This is a genomic window from Pseudomonas sp. GW822-FHT06B12, from assembly GCF_058799675.1.
Map to the genome: position 1 here is coordinate 44,807 of NZ_JBXALR010000013.1, position 22,938 is coordinate 67,744.

Below are 22,938 nucleotides of genomic sequence, written 5' to 3' on the forward strand. Positions count from 1 at the left end.
TACGGGGGCGCAAGACCGCGCCCTCCCCCCTGCCCTGTGCCCATTACGGCCAGACTTGTTCGCGATTTCTCAAGACAGCTTCTAAGGAGAAGTCATGAGCTATGTGATCGACCGACGTCTCAATGGCAAGAACAAGAGCACGGTGAACCGTCAGCGGTTTCTGCGGCGTTACCGTGACCACATCAAAAAGGCTGTCGAAGAGGCGGTCAGCCGGCGCTCCATTACCGATATGGAACACGGCGAGCAAATCAGCATTCCCGGCCGCGATATCGACGAGCCAGTGCTTCACCACGGTCGCGGTGGCAAGCAGACCATCGTGCATCCTGGAAACAAGGAATTCACCAGCGGTGAGCATATTGCTCGCCCACCGGGAGGTGGCGGCGGCAGAGGCCCTGGCAAGGCTGGTAACTCTGGCGAGGGCATGGACGAATTTGTCTTCCAGATCACCCAGGAAGAGTTTCTCGAGTTCATGTTCGAGGACCTGGAGCTGCCGAACCTGGTCAAACGCAACCTGAGCGGCACCGACACTTTCAAAACCGTGCGTGCCGGTATCAGCAATGAAGGCAACCCTTCGCGGATCAATATCATCCGCACGCTGCGTTCGGCCCATGCGCGGCGTATCGCACTGTCGGGCAGCAGTCGGGAGAAATTGCGGGTAGCGAAAGAGGAACTGGCACGACTTAAACTGGAAGAACCAGACAACTTCGGCGATATTCAGGAAATCGAGGCAGAAATCGAACGTTTGAGTGCGCGCATCAACCGCGTGCCGTTTCTCGATACCTTCGACCTCAAGTACAACCTGCTGATCAAGCAACCCAACCCCAGCTCCAAGGCGGTAATGTTCTGCCTGATGGACGTTTCCGGCTCCATGACCCAGGCCACCAAGGACATCGCCAAACGGTTCTTCATCCTGCTGTACCTGTTCCTCAAGCGTAACTACGAGAAGATCGATGTGGTGTTCATCCGTCACCACACCAGTGCCCGGGAAGTCGACGAGGAAGAGTTCTTTTACTCTCGCGAAACCGGCGGCACCATCGTTTCCAGCGCCCTGAAGCTGATGCAGGAAATCATGGCCGAGCGTTATCCGAGCAACGACTGGAACATTTACGCCGCGCAGGCTTCCGACGGCGACAACTGGAACGATGACTCGCCAATCTGCCGCGACATCCTGATCAACCAGATCATGCCATTCGTGCAGTACTACACTTATGTGGAGATTACCCCTCGCGAACATCAGGCCCTGTGGTACGAATACGAGCGTATCAGCGAAGCCTTTTCCGATACGTTTGCCCAGCAACAGCTGGTTTCGGCCGGGGATATCTATCCGGTCTTCCGTGAACTCTTCCAGCGCAGGTTAGTGACATGACCGCCAAAGAGCAGAAGCGCCACCCCATATCCACCGGCTCCGAATGGACGTTCGAGCTGATCCAGGCCTACGACCGCGAAATCAGCCGTCTTGCGGCCCGTTACGCGCTGGATACTTACCCAAACCAGATTGAGGTGATCACCGCCGAGCAGATGATGGACGCCTACGCCTCCGTCGGCATGCCGCTGGGTTACCACCACTGGTCCTATGGCAAACACTTCCTCAGCACCGAGAAGTCCTACAGTCGCGGCCAGATGGGTCTGGCGTACGAGATCGTGATCAACTCGGACCCGTGCATTGCCTACCTGATGGAAGAAAACACCATCTGCATGCAGGCACTGGTGGTCGCGCACGCCTGCTACGGCCACAACAGCTTTTTCAAAGGCAATTACCTGTTCCGCACCTGGACCGACGCCAGCTCGATCATCGATTACCTGGTATTCGCCAAGCAGTACATCATGCAATGCGAGGAGCGCCACGGCATCGACGCCGTGGAAGACCTGCTGGACTCCTGCCACGCCCTGATGAACTACGGTGTCGACCGCTACAAACGCCCTTACCCGATTTCCGCGGAAGAAGAGCGGCGCCGGCAAAAGGATCGCGAAGAACACCTGCAAAAGCAGATCAACGACCTGTGGCGCACCATTCCAAAAGGTGCAGACAAGTATAACGAGAAGGACAACGCACGTTTTCCGGCAGAGCCGCAGGAGAACATCCTCTACTTCATCGAAAAACACGCCCCGCTGCTGGAGCCATGGCAACGGGAAGTCGTGCGGATCGTACGCAAGATCGCGCAGTACTTTTATCCACAGCGTCAGACTCAGGTCATGAACGAAGGCTGGGCAACGTTCTGGCACTACACCCTGATGAACGACCTGTACGACGAGGGCCTGGTGACCGAAGGCTTCATGATGGAGTTCCTGGCCTCCCACACCAGCGTGGTCTTCCAGCCTGGGTTCGACAGCCCTTACTACAACGGCATTAACCCCTATACCCTGGGTTTTTCCATGTACCGAGACATTCGGCGCATGTGCGAATCCCCCACTGAAGAGGATTACCGCTGGTTCCCGGAAATCGCCGGGACCGACTGGCTGTCGAGTATCAAGTTCGCCATGAGCAGCTTCAAGGACGAAAGCTTCATCCTGCAGTATCTGTCACCCAAAGTGATCCGCGACCTGAAACTGTTCAGCATTCTCGATGACGACCAGAAGGACGACCTGCTGGTACCCGCCATTCATGACGAGGAAGGTTATCGAACCATTCGTGAAACCCTGGCTGCGCAGTACAACCTGGGAAACCGCGAGCCGAACATACAGATCTACAGCATCGACCGTCGTGGCGACCGCTCGTTGACGCTTCGTCATCAGCAACACGATCGCAAACCACTCGGGGACTCCACCGAGGAAGTGCTCAAGCACCTGCACCGCCTCTGGGGCTTCGATATTCACCTGGAAACCCTCCAGGGCGACCAGGTCATGAAAACCCATCACGTCCCGCCCAGAGGCGAGCATAGCGAGGGCGAATACGGTCGGCTGGACCTGGCCGTCATTCATCTTTGATGCCACCCGGACCTCCGGAAGTTCGACGCAAAGGTTATCCTGTCGAGCTAACGGAGGTTTTTTATGCAGATTTATAAAGTCGGCGGCGCGGTCCGTGATCGCCTGCTCGGCAAGCCTGTTACCGACATCGACTGGGTGGTGGTGGGCGCCAGCACCGAAGAAATGCTCGCCAAGGGCTATCGCCCCGTAGGCGCCGACTTTCCGGTGTTCCTTCACCCCAAGAGCGGTGAGGAGTACGCGCTTGCCCGTACCGAACGCAAAAGCGGACGCGGCTACGGCGGCTTCACCTTCCATGCCAGCCCGGAAGTCACCCTCGAAGAAGACCTGATTCGTCGCGACCTGACGATCAATGCCATGGCCGAAGACGATCACGGTCAATTGACCGATCCGTATCACGGCCAGCGCGATCTTGAAGCGCGCCTGCTTCGCCATGTTTCCCCCGCGTTCGCCGAAGATCCGCTCCGCGTCCTGCGTGTTGCCCGGTTCGCCGCGCGCTATGCCGGACTCGGCTTCACGGTAGCCCTGGAGACCCTGGAACTGATGCGTCAGCTCAGCGAATCAGGTGAGCTTGAGGCACTGACAGCAGAACGCAGCTGGAAAGAAATCTCCCGCGCCCTGATGGAAGATCAGCCACAAGTATTCATCCAGGTTCTGCGCGACTGCGGCGCCCTGAAAGTCTTGATCCCTGAAATTGACGCGCTGTTCGGCGTGCCGCAACCCGAAGCCCACCACCCGGAAATCGACAGTGGCGTGCACACCCTGAGCGTTCTCGAACAGGCCGCCCTGCACAAACAGCCGCTGACCGTGCGCTGGGCCTGCTTGCTGCACGATCTGGGCAAAGGCCTGACACCCGAGAGCCAGTGGCCCAGACACATCGCTCACGAGCGCAAGGGCCTGAAGCTGATCAAAGCGGTCAACGAACGCTTCAAGGCCCCGCGCGACTGCCAGGAACTGGCATTGCTGGTAGGCGAATACCACACCCACGGTCACCGCGCGCTGGAGCTGAAACCGTCGACATTGCTGGAGTTATTACAAAGCTTCGACGTTTACCGACGGCCGCAGCGTTTTGAAGAATTCATCAAAGCCTGCGAAATGGACGCCCGTGGCCGCAAGGGCCTTGAGCAGAGAAGTTATCCACAAGCGGATTATTTGCGAGGCGCGGCAACCGCCGCACGAACCGTGGCGGTTCAGCCGTTGCTGGAGCAGGGGTTCAAAGGCCCGGAGCTGGGCGAGGCCTTAAAGCGCGAACGCCTCAAGGCACTGAAAGCTTACAAAGAGCAAGCATAAGCAAGATCAAAAGATCGCAGCCTGCGGCAGCTCCTACGCCGAACCTGGTTAACCCGTGTTATTGCGGGTGTACACCACCCCTGTAGGAGCTGCCGAAGGCGGCGATCTTTTGCTTTACAGCAGGTCGACCGGGGTCAACGATTGGCCGCGCCACTCAAACGCGACCGGCGCCAGAACCTGATCGATCTGTGCCTCGCTCCACAGCGTCGCAAAACTTTTACCCACGCCAGGATGCACTCTGTCCGGCGCAATCAGCGACAACGGCCACAGCACAAAGGCATTTTTCAGGATTTCCGCTCGCGGCAGGATCAATCCGTCGAAATTTCCCACCAGATCGCCATACAGCAGCACGTCGATATCCAGCGGCAAGCCTTTGCGATCGGGAGCATAACGACCGTTGTCGGCCTCGATAAACTTCAACCGACGGTCCAGCTCCATCAACGGCAGATCGGTGAACGCCGACACCACAAAATTGAAAAACGGCCCGCTCTTGATCCCGACCGGCTGGCTTTCGAACACCGCCGAGCAGCGCAAATCCACCAGAAAGCCGGCAAGCGCTTCCAGCCCTGCCTGCAAATGAACTTCGCGCTCGACATTGCTACCGAGCCCAAGAAATACCTGAGTTAGCGACATCCGCGCTCGATCTCCACGCCCACGCCCGTTGCAGCCGGGATAGCCCCCGGTTTGGTCAGCTTGAGGCGCAGCCAGGTAATCTTGAATTCGCTCATCAAGACTTCCGCCAGACGCTCGGCAAAGGTTTCAACCAGCTGATACTGCGCCTGCTCGGCAAACACTTGAATACGTGCCGTCACGCTGGCGTAGTCGAGCGCCAGGGTCAGGTCATCACCCGCCGCTGCCGGGCGATTGTCCCAGGCGAAGCTCAGATCAAGACGCAGGCACTGACGGATGCCACGCTCCCAGTCGTAGGCACCGATCACCGTGTCGACTTCCAGGCCCTCGATAAACACTCTGTCCAAGCACTCTTCTCCGCAGCACGACAAGGGCGCAATGCGCCGTTAGAATCAGGGCGTCCTCGCCCGGAATAGTTAGCATGTTTTGGTTACTGGCGATCCTCGCCTACCTGCTTGGCTCTCTGTCCTTTGCCATTTTGCTCAGCCGCCTGACCGGAAGCCCCGATCCGCGAATGAGTGGCTCGGGTAATGCCGGCGCCACCAACATGTTACGCCTGGCCGGCAAAAAACTCGCCGTCCTGACGTTGCTCGGCGACCTCTGCAAAGGTCTGCTGCCCGTGCTGGTCGCAGGACTTGCAGGCCTCTCGGTACAGCAACAGGCCTGGGTCGGCGTCTATGCCGTCATCGGCCATCTGTTTCCGCTGTACTTCCGCTTTCGCGGCGGCAAAGGTGTTGCAACGGCGGCCGGCATGCTGCTGGGGCTTTATCCTCCGGCAGCGCTTCTGGCCATTGGCGCCTGGCTACTGACCTTCTACCTCACCCGCACCAGCTCGCTGGCCGCCCTGATCGCCACTCCCCTGACCCTGCCACTGCTGGCCTGGCAGGAGCCCGGAGCATTGCTGCCCATGAGCGCCCTGACAGCGCTGATCGTCTGGCGCCATCGCGGCAATCTACGCGACCTGTTTGCCGGGCGCGAACGGCATTTTTAAATACTGTTACCGAGTACGACCCAAGCTCACCCGTCATTACAACGGCGACAACTGCTCCATCGGCCAGCGCGCCTGCACACTGATCGCCAGGCTTTCCTGCTGACCGGCCTGTAGCCGCTGACACCCGGCAAAAGCAATCATCGCGCCGTTATCGGTGCAGAACTCCGGACGTGCGTAGTAAACGTCGCCCTTCATGTCGCCAAGCATTTTCTCCAGGGAAGCGCGCAAGGCCTTGTTGGCGCTGACGCCGCCAGCGATCACCAGACGCTTGAGACCCGCCTGCTTGAGGGCACGCTTGCACTTGATGGTCAAAGTCTCCACCACCGCCTGCTGGAAGGCCAGCGAGATGTCGCTGCGGGTTTGCTCGCCGTCGTCCCCAGCGCTGACGCACTGCTGCCACGTGTTCAAGGCAAAGGTTTTCAAGCCGCTGAAGCTGAAATCCAGCCCCGGCCGATCACACATCGGACGCGGGAACACGAAACGTCCGGCAACGCCTTGCGCGGCCAGCCGTGCGATTTCCGGACCACCAGGGTAATTGAGCCCCATCATCTTCGCAGTCTTGTCGAATGCCTCACCGGCGGCGTCATCGAGCGTCTCGCCCAATAACTCGTATTGGCCGATTCCATCGACCCGAACCAGTTGCGTATGACCACCGGACACCAACAAAGCGACGAACGGGAATTCGGGTGGTTGCGGCTCCAGCATCGGCGCCAGCAAGTGGCCTTCCATGTGGTGCACACCCAAGGCCGGAATGCCCCAGGCAAATGCCAGCGCCTGAGCGCAGGAAGCCCCCACCAGCAAGGCACCAACCAGGCCAGGACCCGCGGTGTAGGCGATGGCATCGATCTCGGTCGGCACGCAGTCAGCTTCGGCCAACACCTGACGAATCAAGGGCAGCATGCGTTTGACGTGGTCACGCGAAGCCAGCTCCGGCACCACGCCACCATAGGCGCGATGCAGGTCGATCTGACTGAACAGCGCGTCGGCCAGCAGGCCTCTTTCACTGTCGTAAAGTGCGACACCGGTTTCGTCGCAGGAGGTTTCTAATCCCAGTACTAGCATGGGTTTGCGCCTTGTTTAGGCTAAATTCGAAGGCGCGCATAATAGTCGCCATGCGATGCCCCGACTAGCGGTTTTCGATCAGAGGCTTTGCATTCCGAGCGATGAGGAGTTAACATCCGCAACCCTTAAAAACCGACGTCTTCAAGTGCACTTTTGCCGCGAGGATGTTGACCCCGGTAATGAATGAAGGTAGCTCTGGATGCCAGCCGTCAAAGTAAAAGAGAACGAACCCTTCGACGTAGCTCTGCGTCGTTTCAAGCGCTCCTGCGAAAAAGCCGGTGTACTGGCTGAAGTTCGTAGCCGCGAATTCTACGAGAAGCCAACTTCTGAGCGTAAGCGTAAAGCAGCAGCCGCTGTTAAGCGTCACGCCAAGAAAGTTCAGCGCGAACAGCGCCGCGCCGTTCGTCTGTACTAATACACAGACGTTCGTAGCAAGCTTCTGCCAAGCCCGGCCCTCAGCCGGGCTTATGGCATTTGCGGATATCGCTTGATGCTTCACCGTCAAAGCCGCAGACGCGACCGAGACAAATCTGCTTCACACGTCAGACCTGGCTCTTTTGCCAGCGGTGCACGTCTCTTCTGACGAGCCTTCCAAGGCTACTGACGAGCACAACCTTTTACTGATTCCTCTCACGACGATCAGCCCAAGGCACGATTTTGCGTGCCAGCTTATGAGCTATCCGAGGCCTCTCATTGGCCATTGCGGACTCAGCGCAACACTTTCAAACAGTCGAATACCGATGAGCACTAACGTCAGCGGATTTTCGGCAGATACACTTCCCGACAGCGAATACGCAGACGATACCTGGTCGAGCCGCACATCTGCCGTGCCTCAAAACAATGACCAGCATCAGGCCGCCCTTCGCGCGGGTTAAATTTTCAGCGCAGTGATGACGAGAACGCCATGGCCGGGCTAATTCCCCAGAGCTTTATTGACGACCTTCTGAACCGCACCGACATCGTCGATGTGGTCAGCTCGCGCCTGCAAATGAAAAAAGCCGGCAAGAACTACACCGCTTGCTGCCCGTTCCACAAAGAAAAAACCCCCTCCTTCAGCGTCAGCCCGGACAAACAGTTCTATTACTGCTTTGGCTGCGGCGCTGGTGGCAACGCCCTCGGCTTCATCATGGACCACGACAACCTGGACTTCCCCCAGGCCGTCGAAGAACTGGCCAAAGCCGCCGGCATGGAAATACCCCGCGAGGAAAGCGGTCGCCCGCACAAACCGCGACAGCCAACCGACTCGCCGCTTTACCCGCTGCTGACCGCCGCCGCAGACTTTTACCGCCAGGCACTGAAAAGCCATCCTGCGCGCAAAGCGGCTGTCGACTACTTGAAAGGTCGCGGCCTGACCGGCGAAATCGCCCGCGATTTCGGCCTCGGCTTCGCGCCACCGGGCTGGGATAACCTGTTCAAGCACTTGAGCAACGATACCCTGCAACAAAAAGCCATGATCGATGCCGGTCTGCTGATCGAGAACGCCGAAACCGGCAAACGCTACGATCGCTTTCGCGACCGCGTAATGTTCCCGATTCGCGACAGTCGCGGGCGCATTATCGCGTTTGGCGGCAGGGTACTGGGCGACGACAAACCGAAATACCTGAACTCACCGGAAACCCCGGTATTCCATAAAGGCCAAGAGCTTTATGGCCTGTATGAAGCACGCAAGAACAACCGCAATCTCGACGAGATCATCGTCGTCGAAGGCTACATGGACGTCATCGCCCTGGCCCAGCAAGGCCTGCGCAATGCCGTCGCCACGCTTGGCACCGCCACCAGCGAAGAACACCTCAAGCGATTGTTTCGCGTCGTGCCCAACGTGCTGTTCTGCTTCGACGGCGACCAGGCCGGCCGCAACGCCGCGTGGCGCGCACTGGAATCAACGCTTTCGAGCCTGCAGGACGGACGGCGCGCACGTTTTCTGTTCCTGCCCGAAGGCGAAGACCCCGACACATTGATCCGCTCCGAAGGCACCGACGCCTTCCGCGCACGAATCAATCAGCACGCCCAGCCATTGGCAGACTATTTCTTCCAGCAACTGACCGAGGAATCCGATCCGCGCTCGCTCGAAGGCAAGGCCCACATGGCCACCCTCGCCGCGCCGCTGATCGACAAAGTCCCGGGAGCCAACCTGCGCACCCTGATGCGTCAGCGCCTGACCGAAATTACCGGCCTCAATAGCGAAGCCGTTAGTCAGTTGGTACACAGCGCGCCGCAGGATGCGCCACCCGCCTACGATCCAGGCATTGATTACGACGCGATGCCGGACTATTCCGACTACCACCAACCGCAGGAGGCCTACGCGCCCCAGCAGGAGTGGACACCGAAAAAGCCCGGCAGCGGTGGCAAGAAGTGGGAAAACAAGCCGTGGGACAAGAAAGGCAAACGTGGCGGTGATCGCGATCAACCACGCGCCCCACGCATCCCGGCCGCGGTCGAGCCGCCAACACTGGCAGCCCTGCGCACCTTGCTGCACCACCCGCAACTGGCGGAAAAAGTTGAAGACGCCGGGCACTTCGCTGCCGAGGACCACTCCAACACGCAATTGCTGGTGGCACTGCTCGAAGCCGTACAGAAGAATCCTAAGCTAAACTCATTTCAGTTGATTGCGCGTTGGCATGGCACCGAACAAGGACGCCTGCTCAAGGCACTGGCGGAAAAGGAGTGGCTGATTGACGGAGATAACCTTGAACAACAGTTTTTCGACACCATTACTAGCTTGTCAGCCCGTCAACGCGAGCGAAATCTGGAACAACTTCTCAGGAAAGCACGTCAAAGTGAATTGAGTAGCGACGAGAAAAACCAACTGCGCGACCTCCTGAGTCGCAATGTTTCCGCATCAAACCCGACCTCAAGTGGCGCGTGAGGTCATAGCTAAGGTATAATCCTCGGCTTGTTTTTTGCCCGCCAAGACCTTCAGTGGATAGGGTGTTATGTCCGGAAAAGCGCAACAGCAGTCTCGTATCAAAGAGTTGATCACCCTTGGTCGTGAGCAGAAGTATCTGACTTACGCAGAGGTCAACGACCACCTGCCGGAGGATATTTCAGATCCGGAACAGGTGGAAGACATCATCCGCATGATTAATGACATGGGGATCCCCGTACACGAGAGTGCTCCGGATGCGGACGCCCTTATGCTGGCCGACGCCGATACCGACGAGGCTGCCGCGGAAGAAGCGGCTGCAGCGTTGGCAGCGGTTGAGACCGACATTGGTCGCACTACCGACCCAGTGCGCATGTACATGCGTGAAATGGGTACCGTAGAGCTCCTCACACGTGAAGGCGAAATTGAAATCGCCAAACGTATTGAAGAGGGCATCCGTGAAGTGATGGGCGCAATTGCGCACTTCCCTGGCACGGTTGACCACATTCTCTCCGAGTACACTCGCGTCACCACCGAAGGTGGCCGCCTGTCCGACGTCCTGAGCGGTTATATCGACCCGGACGACGGCATTGCGCCACCTGCTGCAGAAGTGCCGCCGCCTGTCGACCCGAAAGCCGTGAAAGCGGACGACGATGCCGAAGACGACGACGCTGAAGCCAGTGACGACGAAGAAGAAGCCGAAAGCGGTCCGGATCCGGTCATCGCAGCGCAGCGTTTTGGCGCTGTGTCCGATCAGATGGAAATCACCCGCAAGGCGCTGAAAAAGCACGGTCGCGAAAACAAGCAGGCGATTGCCGAGATGTTGGCGCTGGCTGAGCTGTTCATGCCGATCAAACTGGTTCCGAAGCAATTCGAAGGCCTGGTTGAGCGTGTGCGTAGCGCCCTGGATCGTCTGCGTCAGCAAGAGCGCGCGATCATGCAGCTCTGCGTTCGTGATGCACGCATGCCGCGTGCCGACTTCCTGCGCCAGTTCCCGGGCAACGAAGTTGACGAAAGCTGGACCGAAGCACTGGCCAAAGGCAAAAGCAAATACGCTGAAGCCATTGGTCGCCTGCAGGCCGACATCGTTCGTTGCCAGCAGAAGCTGACCGCACTTGAAGCCGAAACCGGCTTGAAGATTGCCGAGATCAAGGACATCAACCGTCGCATGTCGATCGGTGAGGCCAAGGCCCGCCGTGCGAAGAAAGAGATGGTCGAAGCGAACTTGCGTCTGGTGATCTCCATCGCCAAGAAGTACACCAACCGTGGCCTGCAATTCCTCGATCTGATCCAGGAAGGCAACATTGGTTTGATGAAAGCGGTAGACAAGTTTGAATACCGCCGCGGCTACAAATTCTCGACTTATGCCACCTGGTGGATCCGTCAGGCGATCACTCGCTCGATCGCCGACCAGGCCCGCACCATCCGTATTCCGGTGCACATGATCGAGACGATCAACAAGCTCAACCGTATTTCCCGCCAGATGTTGCAGGAAATGGGTCGTGAACCGACCCCGGAAGAGCTGGGCGAACGCATGGAAATGCCTGAGGACAAGATCCGCAAGGTATTGAAGATCGCTAAAGAGCCGATCTCCATGGAAACCCCGATCGGTGATGACGAAGACTCCCATCTGGGTGACTTCATCGAAGACTCGACCATGCAGTCGCCAATCGATGTTGCTACCGTTGAGAGCCTTAAAGAAGCGACTCGCGAAGTTCTCTCCGGCCTCACTGCCCGTGAAGCCAAGGTTCTGCGCATGCGCTTCGGTATCGACATGAATACCGACCACACCCTTGAGGAGGTTGGTAAGCAGTTCGACGTTACCCGTGAGCGGATTCGTCAGATCGAAGCCAAGGCGCTGCGCAAGCTGCGCCACCCGACGAGAAGCGAGCATTTACGCTCCTTCCTCGACGAGTGATCACAAAACCCCCGGCCCTGCCGGGGGTTTTGCTTTCTGTAGATTAAATCCCCCTCGCTTCGCTCCCGCCCCGCATAGCCCGTCTACACTCGAAACATTCCCCTCGAGCCATAACGAGACCGTTATGCCCAGACTACCGGCCATGCTTTTGCTATTGCTGATGACCTGGACCGCAACGGCTGGCGCGCTGACTCTGACCGACGAAGAACGTGGCTGGCTTGCGGCTCACCCCGAACTACGCCTGGGCGTCGACGCCTCTTGGCCACCATTTGAGTTTCGTGATGAGCAAGGCCGCTATCAGGGGCTCGCGGCTGACTACATCAACATCGTGCGTGAGCGCCTGGCGATCAAGGTCACGCCCATTGAGCCTGTCAGCTGGACCGAAGTCCTGGCGCAGGCCAAACAAGGCAATCTGGACCTTCTGCCCGGTGTCATGTCGACGCCCGAACGGCAGAACTATCTCTCGTTCACTCGGCCCTACCTGGACTTTCCAATCGTCATCCTGTCCCATGTGGGAGGCGCACAACCGCATAAACTGGAAGACCTTTACGGCTTGAAAATCGCCGTAGTGGAAAACTACGCCCCCCATGAACTGCTACGCACGCATCATCCCGACCTCAATCTGGTCCCCATGTCCAATGTCGCCTCAACCTTGCAGGCACTGGCCACCGACAAGGTGGACGCCGTAGTCGGCGATCTGGCTTCAAGCGTCTGGAGTCTTCGCCAACTCAAGCTCGACGGGCTCTACGTCAGCGGCGAAACGCCCTATCGCTACCAACTGGCGATGGGCGTACCGCGAGACGACAAAATACTGGTCGGCATTCTGGATAAAGTGCTGGCGGACATGAGCCCGGGAGAAATCAGCGCCATCCATGAACGCTGGGTCGGAAATGTCCTCGACCATCGCACCTTCTGGTCCGACCTGCTGATGTACGGCCTGCCCGGTGTACTGCTGCTGGTCACCGTGCTGGCGGTGGTAATCCGCATCAATCGCCGCTTGAGCTCGGAAATTTCCCGCCGGGTCGCGTTGGAGCAAGAGCTGCGCACCAGCGAATACCATTACCGCGGCCTGGTGGAGAGCCTTTCGGCGATAGCCTGGGAGGCGCGAATCAGCGATTTCACCTACAGCTATGTGTCACCCCATGCCGAAAACCTGCTCGGTTACCCCCTGTCCCACTGGTTGATTCCGGGCTTCTGGCGCAACATCATCCACCCCGCCGACCTCACACGCGCCCAGGCATTTTGCGATCACGAAGTGCTCGCCGGGCGCGATCACAGCCTCGACTACCGGGTGATCACCGCCGACGGGCGCTGCCTCTGGGTACGCGACATCGTCAGCCTGATCGAACACGGCCACGAACCGATACTGCGCGGGCTGATGATCGACATCAGCGAAGCTAAAAGAACCGAAGAAGCCTTGCGCCTCTCCGAGCAGAAATTTGCCTCGGTATTCCAGCAATGCCCGGACATTCTGGTCATTGCACGCTTGTCTGACGGTTGCCTGCTGGAGGTCAACGAGGCGTTCGAAGATCAAATCGGCCTCAGCGCCGAGGACGTGATCGGACAGACCGCCACCGAGCTGAACATCTGGGGCATCGCCGGTGTCGGCCCCGGGCTCTTGAAGCGTTTGCAGGCCGGCAGCATTCGTAATCTGGAGATGCCCTTTCGTCGCAGCAATGGCCAGGTGTTCACCGGCCTGATCTCTGCCGAACCCTTCGAGCTCGACACCACCCCGGCGCTGGTCGTGGTGGTGCGCGACATCAGCCAGCTCAAGGAAACACAACAGCAACTGCAAACCTCTGAAGAGAAATTCGCCAAAGCCTTCCATGCTTCGCCTGACGGCTTGTTGCTGTCACGGGTGAGTGACGGGGTGCTGATCGAGGTCAACGAAGGCTTCAGCCGCATCACCGGTTTCAACAGCGCGATGTCGCTGGACCGTTCGACCCTCGACCTCGGCATCTGGGTCAACCTGCATGAACGCAGACAGATGCTCGACTTGTTGAAACGCGATGGCTTCGTGCGTGATTTCAGTTGTCACATCCGCCGCAACGACGGGCAGATCCGTCTCTGCGAGATGTCCAGCCGACCATTGCCGATTGGCGATGACGATTGCATGCTGACCATCGCCCGGGACATCACCGATCGGCACCTGATGCAGGAAAAACTGCAACAGGCTGCCACGGTATTCGAGAGCACCGCAGAAGGTGTATTGATCACCGACACCCAACAGCACATCAGTGCCGTCAATCGCGCGTTTACCGAGATCACCGGCTACAGCGAAACCGAAGCCCTGGGCCACACGCCAAGACTGCTCGCCTCAGGCCTGCATGACAGCGCCTTCTACGCTGCGATGTGGCATCAACTGACCGCCGAAGGGCATTGGCAGGGCGAGATTTCCAACCGACGCAAAAATGGCGAGCTGTACCCCAGCTGGCTGACCATCAGCGCGGTGCGCAACAAAGACCGATTCATTACCCACTTCGTTGCGGTATTTGCCGATATTTCCAGCCTCAAGCACGCCCAGGCCAAACTCGACTATCAAGCCCACCACGACCCGTTGACCGGTCTGCCAAACCGGACATTGTTCGAAAGCCGGCTGCTGACTGCACTCAACAGCCAGCAAGAAAACGGTGGCCAGGGCGCGGTGCTGTTCCTGGACCTCGATCGCTTCAAACACATCAACGACAGCCTGGGTCATCCGGTCGGCGACCTGCTGCTCAAAGGCATCGCGGTGCGGCTGAAAGAGCAACTTCGGGACATCGATACCGTGGCACGACTGGGCGGTGACGAGTTCATCATCCTGCTACCGGGCTTGCAGCAAGCCAGCGACGCCGACCATATCGCCAACAAGCTGCTGAACTGCTTCACAGCGCCCTTCCAGGCGGGCGAGCACGAGTTCTTCATCAGTGCCAGTATCGGCACCAGCCTCTACCCCAGGGACGGCTGCGACGTCGCCACGCTGGTCAAAAACGCCGATGCGGCGATGTACCGTTCCAAAGCCAAAGGTCGCAACCGGGTTGAAAGCTATACCCGCGACCTGACCGCACAGGCCAGCGAACGCGTGGCACTGGAACATGAACTGCGCCGCGCCATCGAGCGCAATGAGCTGACGCTGTACTATCAACCCAAAGTCAGCCTCAACCATCCGCGCCTGGTAGGCGCCGAAGCCCTGATCCGCTGGCGGCATCCAGCCTTTGGCGACGTGCCGCCCGAGCACTTCATCCCGCTGGCCGAAGAAAACGGCATGATCCTGCAAATCGGTGACTGGGTGCTGGAACAGGCCTGCCTGCAGATGCACGAGTGGAACAAGCGCTATGACGGTTTCGGCCCGCTGTCAGTCAACCTCGCCGGAGCGCAGCTACGCCAGCCGAACCTGCTGGTCCGCATCGAACAACTGCTCAAGGACAACCGCCTCAAACCGGGCTTCCTGCAACTGGAAATCACCGAAAACTTCATCATGAGCCAGGCCGAAGAGGCCCTTGAAGTCCTGCATCAGCTCAAACGCCTGGGCGTGCAGTTGGCCATCGACGATTTTGGCACCGGTTATTCCTCGTTGAGCTACCTCAAACGCCTGCCGCTGGACTTCCTGAAAATCGACCAGTCCTTTGTCCGTGGACTGCCGGACGACCCACACGATGTCGCCATCGTCCGCGCAATCATTGCCCTGGGCCGCAGTATGCAATTCACGATCATTGCCGAAGGCGTCGAAACCCAGGCGCAGCAGCAATTCCTGGCCGCCGAAGGCTGCGAACAGATCCAGGGCTACATCGTCAGCCTGCCTCTGCCCCCCGACGAATTTGCCGCAACCTTTCTTCGTATCGCAGTTTCAGACTTTTCGGATAGCACAGCCGAGAAACCGTCGCTATAATCCGCGGCCTACTGAGGGCCTATAGCTCAGTTGGTTAGAGCAGAGGACTCATAATCCTTTGGTCCACGGTTCAAGTCCGTGTGGGCCCACCATACTCAAAGCCGCGCATTGCGCGGCTTTTGTGTATCTGGCGAACGTGTAACATGCTCCCCCACCGCAACGTGCCGCCGGAGATGACCTTGCCTGACACCCGCCCTCCCGTCCTCGACGAAATCGACCGCCAGTTGATCGCAGCCTTGCAGATCAATGCCCGTGAAAGCGTAGCCATGCTCGCCCGGCAATTGGGGATTGCGCGCACCACAGTAACGTCACGCCTGGCACGACTGGAAAAGGCTCGGGTGATTACCGGTTACGGTGTGCGGCTTGGGCAGCGGGTGGTCGATGGCGGTTTGCAGGCTTATGTCGGGATCACCGTGCAACCGCGCTCCGGCAAGGAAGTGCTGCGTCGGCTCAGCGCCATGGCGCAGGTTCAGCAGTTGTGTGCGGTCAGTGGCGAATTCGATTACGTGGCCTGGCTGCGTACTGATTCACCGGAACAGCTCGACCAATTGCTCGATCAGATCGGCAGTGTCGACGGCGTCGAAAAAACCACCACCTCGATCATCCTCAGCAGCAAAATTGACCGCGGCCAGCCAGTTTGATCGATAAGCTCGTCATATCGCATCAATAACATGCAAAACGACGACACATTGCGTCTTATTAACGTGCTCTACGCTCCCTAGAATGGCGACAGTCTTTTCCTATACTCAGCACCGAGTGCGAGTCGCCAGCAAGGTCAGCCATGAACAAGAACAATCGCCATCCTGCAGACGGTAAAAAACCAATCACCATTTTCGGCCCGGACTTTCCTTTCGCCTTTGACGACTGGATCGAACACCCGGCCGGTCTGGGCAGCATTCCCGCGCACAACCACGGCGCGGAAGTGGCGATTGTCGGCGCCGGCATCGCAGGCCTGGTGGCCGCTTACGAGCTGATGAAGCTGGGCCTCAAGCCGGTCGTCTACGAAGCCTCGAAAATGGGCGGTCGTTTGCGCTCCCAAGCCTTCGAAGGTGCTGAAGGGATCATCGCCGAGTTGGGCGGTATGCGCTTCCCGGTATCGTCCACGGCGTTCTATCACTATGTCGACAAGCTCGGCCTTGAGACCAAGCCCTTCCCCAACCCGCTGACCCCGGCTTCCGGCAGCACTGTCATCGATCTGGAAGGCCAGACCCATTACGCACAGAAACTCGCCGACCTTCCTGCACTGTTCCAGGAAGTCGCTGACGCCTGGGCTGATGCACTGGAAGACGGCTCGCGCTTTGGCGAGATCCAGCAAGCGATCCGCGACCGCGACGTGCCACGCCTCAAAGAGTTGTGGAACACCCTCGTTCCGCTGTGGGATGACCGGACCTTCTACGACTTCGTTGCCACCTCCAAAGCCTTCGCCAAGCTGTCGTTCCATCACCGCGAAGTGTTTGGCCAGGTCGGTTTCGGCACCGGCGGCTGGGACTCTGACTTCCCGAACTCGATGCTGGAAATTTTCCGCGTGGTGATGACCAACTGCGACGATCACCAGCACCTGGTGGTCGGCGGCGTGGAACAGGTGCCGCTGGGCATCTGGCGCCATGTGCCGGAGCGCTGCGCTCACTGGCCGCAAGGCACCAGCCTGAGTTCCCTGCACAACGGCGCGCCGCGCACTGGGGTCAAACGCATCGCGCACGCCGCCGATGGCCGTTTCAGCGTGACCGATAACTGGGGTGACACCCGCGAATACGCAGCCGTGCTGACCACCTGCCAGAGCTGGCTGCTGACCACGCAGATCGAGTGCGAAGAGTCGCTGTTCTCGCAAAAGATGTGGATGGCCCTGGACCGCACCCGCTACATGCAATCGTCGAAAACCTTCGTGATGGTCGACCGGCCGTTCTGGAAAGACAAAGACCCGGAAACCGGTCGCGACCTGATGAGCATGACCCTCACTGATCGCCTGACTCGCGGCACCTACCTGTTCGACAACGGCGACGACAAGCCGGGAGTGATTTGCCTGTCGTATTCGTGGATGAGCGACGCGCTGAAAATGCTTCCGCAACCGATCGAAAAACGCGTGAAGCTGGCGCTGGATGCACTGAAGAAAATCTATCCGAAAGTCGACATCGCCGCGCGCATCATCGGCGACCCGATTACCGTGTCCTGGGAAGCCGACCCGCATTTCCTGGGTGCGTTCAAAGGCGCCCTGCCCGGCCACTATCGCTACAACCAGCGGATGTACGCGCACTTCATGCAGCAAGACATGCCCGCGGAACAGCGTGGGATTTTTATCGCTGGCGACGACGTTTCGTGGACACCGGCCTGGGTCGAAGGCGCGGTACAGACTTCGCTCAACGCGGTGTGGGGCATCATGAATCACTTCGGCGGCGAAACCCACGCCGAAAACCCTGGCCCAGGCGATGTGTTCCATGAAATCGGCCCGATTGCCCTGCCCGAGTAAGAGGAGTCCAAAATGCGCGTAGCTCTCTACCAATGCCCGCCGCTGCCGCTCGACGTTGCCGGCAATCTGCAACGCCTGCAACAGCTCGCGACGCAAGCCTCGGGCGCCGACCTGCTGGTGTTCCCGGAGATGTTCCTGACCGGCTACAACATCGGTGCCGAAGCAGTTGGCGCATTGGCGGAGGCGCAAGACGGCGCATCAGCGCAACGCATCGCGAGCATCGCCAAGACCTGCGGGATCGCCATTGTGTATGGCTACCCGGAACGTGCGGAGGACGGGCAGATCTACAACGCCGTGCAGTTGATCGACAGCCATGGGCAGCGTCTTGCCAATTACCGCAAGACGCATTTGTTCGGCGAACTCGATCGCTCGATGTTCAGCGTCGGACCGGATGAGTTTCCGTTGGTGGAACTGAATGGCTGGAAGCTCGGCTTTTTGATCTGCTACGACCTGGAGTTCCCGGAAAACGCCCGGCGCTTGGCGTTAGCGGGTGCCGAGCTGATTCTGGTGCCGACGGCAAACATGATTCCCTACGACTTCATCGCCGATGTCACCGTGCGCTCGCGGGCCTTCGAGAACCAGTGTTACGTGGCGTACGCCAACTACTGCGGGCACGAGGGCGAGATCCATTACTGCGGTCAGAGCAGCATCGCCGCGCCGGATGGTAGTCGCATCGCCCAGGCCGGCCTGGATGAAGCGCTGATCGTTGGCACGCTGGATCGACAGTTAATGCTCGATTCGCGCGCCGCCAATCGCTACTTTCTCGATCGTCGGCCAGAGCTCTACTGCGAGCTGAACAAGCGCTGATCTTGGGGGCGTTCTCAATTAGTTTCCACACCGCGCCGGGTCTGCTGTTGTGCAGGGCAAGGCGCGAGAAGCGTGGTTTGGTCATTCCAAATAAGCTTCGAGTAACGCAGCCCTGCACAACAGCAGGCCCGGCCCTTCGGGTTGTGCCTTAAAGCGGGCCAGGCTGCGTTGCAGGCCTTGGAAAGGGAGCAACCATTCCCAGCGGCCTGCGCCTTGCCTGGCCCGCTTTAAGGCGACAACGCGGTGTGGAAACTAATTGAGAACGCCCCCCTGGTTTTCGCTAGCATGAGCGCTTCTTCAGTAGCGGAAGTGCTCATGCCTGCGCCGACCCACCTTCTCCCTCACAGCGAAACCCTGGCCAACGGCCTGCGGGTTTCACTTCGTCATGCGCCCGGTTTGAAACGCTGCGCCGCTGCCTTACGGGTTGCCGCCGGCAGCCACGACGCCCCGCTGGCCTGGCCAGGGCTGGCGCACTTTCTTGAACACCTGTTCTTTCTCGGCACCGAACGTTTTCTTGCTGACCATGGGTTGATGGCCTACGTGCAACGTCACGGCGGGCAACTGAACGCGAGTACCCGCGAGCGCACCACCGACTTCTTCTTCGAATTACCGCCTCAGGCCTTCGCCGGTGGGCTTGAGCGTTTGTGCGACATGCTCGCCCACCCACGTCTGAATCCAGACGATCAGTTGCGCGAACGGGAAGTACTGGAAGCGGAATTCATCGCCTGGTCTCAGGATGTTGAGGCGCAGCGACAGGTCGCATTGTTCAACGGGCTATCGCCAGATCACCCCTTGCGCGGTTTCCACGCCGGTAATCGCGACAGCCTGGTGGTGCAGCAGCCTGAGTTTCAACAGGCGTTAAACGCGTTCTATCAGCGTTTCTACCAGACCGGCCAAATAACTCTGAGCCTTGCCGGTCCACAGTCTGTGGATGAATTGCGTAGCCTGGCCGAGCGCTTGAGCGCCGACTTCACCGTCGGTGAGCAGCAACCACAAAGCGCCCCACCTGCCTTGATGGCAAGCGCAGAGGCAAGTTATCAACAGGCTGACGAACACCGACTCAACCTGCTGTTTGCATTCGAAGCATTGCCCGACGCATCCCGTGAAGCGCTGGATTTTCTCTGCACCTGGCTGAACGCTTCGAAACCGGGAGGCTTGTTCGCCGAATTACGCCATCGCCAATTGATCGACAGCCTGAAGGCCGCGCCGCTGTACCAATTCGCCGGGCAAGCACTGCTACACATCGAGTTCGACCTGACGCCCAACGCCGCAACGCAGGCAGGGACAATCAGTGAGCTACTGGGTGATTGGTTGGGTTTCTTCGCCGACCATGCCGATTGGTCTGAATTGCGCGAAGAATATGCCCTGCTGCAAGAGCGCAAGCGTCAAACCGGCAACGCTTTGGCGCTAGCCCAGCTGGATAACCTACGGTTGGCAGCAGAACTGTCGGAGCCAGGCGTTACGGCCCTCAAGGCAATCTTGCGGCAAATGAATCCGACGCCTGTGGATAAGCTGGCTGTCGCTTGGCAACTGCCGCCGTCCAATCCGTTCCTGCGCTCGGCCGATGCGCCGGCACCCGCCGGGCTGATCCGTGGGCAAACCAGCGCCCATCGGGGCTTGCGCACGTTTGCCCAGGATCGCACACGCAGTCGCCGCGAACGTTCGCCCATGCAGTTCAGCCCGGCACTGGCAGACGACAGCGGCGAAGCGGCGGTTTGCCTGCGTTGGTGCCTCGACTCGACACCGCCAGCCAATCTTCAACCGACACTGGCTCGCAGTCTGCAAGGCCTGTGCGACGACGCTCGTCAGGCAGGCGTCGAGCTGTCCTTCAGCGAAACGGGCAATCAATGGTTGCTGAAAATGAGCGGGCTGCATGAATCAATGCCGGCAATTCTCGAACAGGCGCTGCTGTGTCTGACGAAACCCGCCGCTGATGCCTGGCTCAATACCGAATCGCCAGCGCCGCTGATTGCGATACGGCAGTTGCTCAAGGCGTTGCCGGCACATTGTATGGGACAAGATTCGCACCCGACATCGCCGCCGGCCAGCGCTGATGACCTACAGCAAATCTGGGCCGACTCACACTGGGATGGGCTGGCTGCAGGTCTGCCGGCAACCGTTCAAACGGCAATCACCCGCGCATTGAGCCGCGTCCCTGGAGTTCCCGACAGCGAGATGGCAGCACTCGTCTCCATTGCCGGTCGATGTCTCTGGTCTGAGCTACCCAGCGACACCAACGAGAATGCACTGCTGCTGTTTTGCCCGACGCCCACTCAGGAACTGGCCGACGAAGCCGCGTGGCGCTTGCTGTCCCAACTCAGCCAAACGCCTTTCTATCAGCGCCTGCGAGTCGAACTGCAAGTGGGCTATGCGGTATTCAGCGGTGTCCGTCAGATCAACGGGCAGACCGGGCTGCTGTTCGGCGTGCAATCGCCGAATGCGTCGGTGAAAGAGATACTTGAGCACATCGAAGCCTTCCTGAAGCCATTGCCCGAACTCATCTCAACGCTCGATGATGGGGTCTTGATCAATCAGCAACAGATCCTGGCCGAACAACTCGACGGCAATGCCATGCCGCTTGCCCAGGCCTTTGAACTGCTGTGGCAGGGCAAACTGGGTGGCCATTCGTCGGATTACCTGTTTCAGTTGCAACAGGCCGTGTTGCAACTGGACCGCACAGCCTTGCTCGACGCGGCAAGGCGCTTGATTCACGCAGAAGGTGGCCGCAGATGCCTGGCCAGCGGTGCCTGTCCGGATAGCACCTGGCAACCGACGACCCGATCATTACCGGGGCTGTAATGGGCTTTCTTCGAGAGATGTCTCCAATTAGCGGAAACGTTTCAGTAAGATAGCCCGGCAAGCATCTGCACATCTCCCTCGGGAGGTGGACTATATGTATAGAGTGAATTTTTCTCACCCGCCTGAAGGAACGTTTTCATGACTTGGTCCAAACCTGCTTACACCGACCTGCGTATCGGCTTTGAAGTCACCATGTACTTCGCCAGCCGTTGATTCTGCCTTTGGGTAGAACCTGCAGTGCAACGCCTCGGCCCGTCCGGGGCGTTTTTATTTTTAGCGTTGAAGTGATGGAGCAGCCATGTTTGTCCAGATTCTAGGTTCCGCCGCCGGCGGTGGTTTTCCGCAGTGGAACTGCAACTGCGTGAACTGCGCAGGTTTTCGCGACGGTAGCCTGCGGGCCGAGGCACGGACCCAGTCGTCTATCGCGATTTCCGATGACGGCGTGAACTGGGTGCTGTGCAACGCCTCGCCGGACATCCGCGCACAGCTCCAGAACTTCGCCCCGATGCAACCGGGCCGCGCCCTGCGTGACACCGGCATCAGCGCGATCATCCTGATGGACAGCCAGATCGACCACACCACCGGCCTGCTGAGCCTGCGCGAAGGTTGCCCGCATCAGGTCTGGTGCACCGACATGGTCCATGAAGACCTGAGCACCGGCTTCCCGCTGTTCACCATGCTCACCCACTGGAACGGCGGGCTGAACTGGAACCGCATCGAACTCGACCAGAGCTTCAGCGTCCCGGCCTGCCCGAACCTGCGCTTTACCCCGTTGCCGCTGCGTAGCGCCGCACCGCCCTACTCGCCACACCGCTTCGACCCACACCCGGGCGACAACATCGGGCTGATCGTCGAAGACCTGCAAACGGGCGGCAAGTTGTTCTACGCGCCAGGGCTGGGCAAGGTCGATACGCCGCTACTGGAGATCATGGCCGGCAGCGATTGCCTGCTGGTGGACGGCACACTGTGGGACGACGATGAAATGCAGCGCCGTGGCGTCGGCACCCGTACTGGCCGAGAGATGGGCCACCTGGCACAGAACGGCCCCGGCGGCATGCTCGAAGTGCTGGAGCAACTGCCCAAACAGCGCAAAGTACTTATCCACATCAACAACACCAACCCGATCCTCGATGAGGACTCGGCCGAGCGCGCCGAGCTGGTTCGGCGCAATGTTGAAGTGGCGTATGACGGCATGAGCATCGAGCTGTAACAGCCGAGACCGCTGCGCGGTCTATCGCGAGCAGGCTCGCTCCCACAGGGGGCCGAGTCGGACCCGATTTTCTGTGGCACAGCAGGTCTACTGTGGGAGCGAGCCTGCTCGCGA

At 59.2% G+C, this 22,938-nt stretch carries 17 protein-coding genes and 1 tRNA gene; 15 read left to right on the forward strand and 3 right to left on the reverse strand.

Features of this window, described 5'->3' with window-relative positions; translation table 11 throughout:
• The first annotated feature begins 94 nt into the window (after nucleotides 1-94).
• From AC1RKH_RS23955 to AC1RKH_RS23965, 3 genes are all read left to right on the forward strand, one after another.
• On the forward strand, nucleotides 95-1,366 hold the full coding sequence (locus tag AC1RKH_RS23955) for a YeaH/YhbH family protein (protein ID WP_123424091.1): 1,272 nt from the start codon (nucleotides 95-97) through the stop codon (nucleotides 1,364-1,366).
• Complete coding sequence (locus AC1RKH_RS23960; RefSeq protein WP_123424090.1) at nucleotides 1,363-2,925, forward strand: SpoVR family protein; 1,563 nt, start codon at nucleotides 1,363-1,365, stop codon at nucleotides 2,923-2,925. The genes AC1RKH_RS23955 and AC1RKH_RS23960 overlap by 4 nt, the downstream gene beginning before the upstream one ends.
• A 63-nt stretch (nucleotides 2,926-2,988) precedes the next feature.
• A complete protein-coding gene (locus tag AC1RKH_RS23965) occupies nucleotides 2,989-4,212 on the forward strand; it encodes a multifunctional CCA addition/repair protein (RefSeq protein ID WP_493063950.1) in 1,224 nt (407 codons plus the stop codon).
• 114 nt (nucleotides 4,213-4,326) lie between these two features.
• Here the strand turns inward: AC1RKH_RS23965 and folK are convergent, their stop codons facing one another.
• Nucleotides 4,327-4,845, reverse strand: coding sequence for a 2-amino-4-hydroxy-6-hydroxymethyldihydropteridine diphosphokinase (gene folK / locus AC1RKH_RS23970; protein WP_493063949.1), 519 nt, complete (start codon nucleotides 4,843-4,845; stop codon nucleotides 4,327-4,329).
• Nucleotides 4,836-5,189: a dihydroneopterin aldolase gene (gene folB, locus AC1RKH_RS23975; protein WP_493063948.1), complete on the reverse strand. Its 354-nt coding sequence runs from the start codon at nucleotides 5,187-5,189 to the stop codon at nucleotides 4,836-4,838. The genes folK and folB overlap by 10 nt, the downstream gene beginning before the upstream one ends.
• Before the next feature lie 74 nt (nucleotides 5,190-5,263).
• On the opposite strand from folB, the gene plsY reads away from it, so the two are divergent.
• Nucleotides 5,264-5,833: a glycerol-3-phosphate 1-O-acyltransferase PlsY gene (gene plsY / locus AC1RKH_RS23980; RefSeq protein ID WP_493063947.1), complete on the forward strand. Its 570-nt coding sequence runs from the start codon at nucleotides 5,264-5,266 to the stop codon at nucleotides 5,831-5,833.
• A 36-nt stretch (nucleotides 5,834-5,869) separates the two neighbouring features.
• Here plsY and tsaD read toward each other — a convergent pair whose 3' ends face one another.
• Nucleotides 5,870-6,895 carry a tRNA (adenosine(37)-N6)-threonylcarbamoyltransferase complex transferase subunit TsaD gene (tsaD, locus tag AC1RKH_RS23985; protein ID WP_493063946.1) on the reverse strand — a complete coding sequence of 342 codons (1,026 nt, stop codon included), beginning with the start codon at nucleotides 6,893-6,895 and terminating at the stop codon, nucleotides 5,870-5,872.
• Nucleotides 6,896-7,094: 199 nt separating this feature from the next.
• On the opposite strand from tsaD, the gene rpsU reads away from it, so the two are divergent.
• The 11 genes from rpsU (at nucleotide 7,095) to pqqB (ending at nucleotide 22,824) form a co-directional block, all read left to right on the forward strand.
• Nucleotides 7,095-7,310, forward strand: coding sequence for a 30S ribosomal protein S21 (rpsU, locus tag AC1RKH_RS23990; protein WP_002551877.1), 216 nt, complete (start codon nucleotides 7,095-7,097; stop codon nucleotides 7,308-7,310).
• Nucleotides 7,311-7,799: 489 nt separating this feature from the next.
• Nucleotides 7,800-9,761 carry a DNA primase gene (gene dnaG, locus AC1RKH_RS23995; RefSeq protein WP_493063945.1) on the forward strand — a complete coding sequence of 654 codons (1,962 nt, stop codon included), beginning with the start codon at nucleotides 7,800-7,802 and terminating at the stop codon, nucleotides 9,759-9,761.
• A 67-nt stretch (nucleotides 9,762-9,828) separates the two neighbouring features.
• Nucleotides 9,829-11,676 (forward strand): RNA polymerase sigma factor RpoD, encoded by a 1,848-nt coding sequence (rpoD, locus tag AC1RKH_RS24000; RefSeq protein ID WP_123424083.1) that lies wholly within the window; start codon nucleotides 9,829-9,831, stop codon nucleotides 11,674-11,676.
• A gap of 124 nt (nucleotides 11,677-11,800) precedes the next feature.
• Nucleotides 11,801-15,544, forward strand: coding sequence for a bifunctional diguanylate cyclase/phosphodiesterase (locus AC1RKH_RS24005; protein ID WP_493063944.1), 3,744 nt, complete (start codon nucleotides 11,801-11,803; stop codon nucleotides 15,542-15,544).
• Nucleotides 15,545-15,559: 15 nt separating this feature from the next.
• Nucleotides 15,560-15,636: transfer RNA gene (locus AC1RKH_RS24010), tRNA-Ile, on the forward strand.
• A gap of 87 nt (nucleotides 15,637-15,723) precedes the next feature.
• Nucleotides 15,724-16,185, forward strand: coding sequence for an Lrp/AsnC family transcriptional regulator (locus AC1RKH_RS24015; RefSeq protein WP_008067391.1), 462 nt, complete (start codon nucleotides 15,724-15,726; stop codon nucleotides 16,183-16,185).
• A 140-nt stretch (nucleotides 16,186-16,325) separates the two neighbouring features.
• Nucleotides 16,326-18,008, forward strand: a complete 1,683-nt coding sequence (locus tag AC1RKH_RS24020) for a flavin monoamine oxidase family protein (protein WP_493063943.1) — start codon at nucleotides 16,326-16,328, stop codon at nucleotides 18,006-18,008.
• A gap of 12 nt (nucleotides 18,009-18,020) precedes the next feature.
• Nucleotides 18,021-18,815, forward strand: a complete 795-nt coding sequence (locus AC1RKH_RS24025; RefSeq protein WP_493063942.1) for a carbon-nitrogen hydrolase family protein — start codon at nucleotides 18,021-18,023, stop codon at nucleotides 18,813-18,815.
• 315 nt (nucleotides 18,816-19,130) lie between these two features.
• Nucleotides 19,131-21,614 (forward strand): pyrroloquinoline quinone biosynthesis protein PqqF, encoded by a 2,484-nt coding sequence (gene pqqF / locus AC1RKH_RS24030; protein WP_493063977.1) that lies wholly within the window; start codon nucleotides 19,131-19,133, stop codon nucleotides 21,612-21,614.
• Between the two features lie 138 nt (nucleotides 21,615-21,752).
• Nucleotides 21,753-21,827: a pyrroloquinoline quinone precursor peptide PqqA gene (pqqA, locus tag AC1RKH_RS24035; RefSeq protein WP_003194766.1), complete on the forward strand. Its 75-nt coding sequence runs from the start codon at nucleotides 21,753-21,755 to the stop codon at nucleotides 21,825-21,827.
• Nucleotides 21,828-21,912: 85 nt separating this feature from the next.
• On the forward strand, nucleotides 21,913-22,824 hold the full coding sequence (gene pqqB, locus AC1RKH_RS24040; protein ID WP_493063941.1) for a pyrroloquinoline quinone biosynthesis protein PqqB: 912 nt from the start codon (nucleotides 21,913-21,915) through the stop codon (nucleotides 22,822-22,824).
• Nucleotides 22,825-22,938 lie beyond the last annotated feature (114 nt).

Coding starts and splice junctions, on each gene's coding strand:
- pqqB (WP_493063941.1), top strand. CDS start 21,913: ATGTTTGTCCAGATTCTAGGTTCCGCCGCCGGCGGTGGTTTTCCGCAG.
- plsY (WP_493063947.1), top strand. CDS start 5,264: ATGTTTTGGTTACTGGCGATCCTCGCCTACCTGCTTGGCTCTCTGTCC.
- AC1RKH_RS23960 (WP_123424090.1), top strand. CDS start 1,363: ATGACCGCCAAAGAGCAGAAGCGCCACCCCATATCCACCGGCTCCGAA.
- rpoD (WP_123424083.1), top strand. CDS start 9,829: ATGTCCGGAAAAGCGCAACAGCAGTCTCGTATCAAAGAGTTGATCACC.
- rpsU (WP_002551877.1), top strand. CDS start 7,095: ATGCCAGCCGTCAAAGTAAAAGAGAACGAACCCTTCGACGTAGCTCTG.
- AC1RKH_RS24020 (WP_493063943.1), top strand. CDS start 16,326: ATGAACAAGAACAATCGCCATCCTGCAGACGGTAAAAAACCAATCACC.
- AC1RKH_RS24025 (WP_493063942.1), top strand. CDS start 18,021: ATGCGCGTAGCTCTCTACCAATGCCCGCCGCTGCCGCTCGACGTTGCC.
- dnaG (WP_493063945.1), top strand. CDS start 7,800: ATGGCCGGGCTAATTCCCCAGAGCTTTATTGACGACCTTCTGAACCGC.
- AC1RKH_RS24005 (WP_493063944.1), top strand. CDS start 11,801: ATGCCCAGACTACCGGCCATGCTTTTGCTATTGCTGATGACCTGGACC.
- AC1RKH_RS23965 (WP_493063950.1), top strand. CDS start 2,989: ATGCAGATTTATAAAGTCGGCGGCGCGGTCCGTGATCGCCTGCTCGGC.
- tsaD (WP_493063946.1), bottom strand. CDS start 6,895: ATGCTAGTACTGGGATTAGAAACCTCCTGCGACGAAACCGGTGTCGCA.
- AC1RKH_RS23955 (WP_123424091.1), top strand. CDS start 95: ATGAGCTATGTGATCGACCGACGTCTCAATGGCAAGAACAAGAGCACG.
- pqqF (WP_493063977.1), top strand. CDS start 19,131: ATGCCTGCGCCGACCCACCTTCTCCCTCACAGCGAAACCCTGGCCAAC.
- folK (WP_493063949.1), bottom strand. CDS start 4,845: ATGTCGCTAACTCAGGTATTTCTTGGGCTCGGTAGCAATGTCGAGCGC.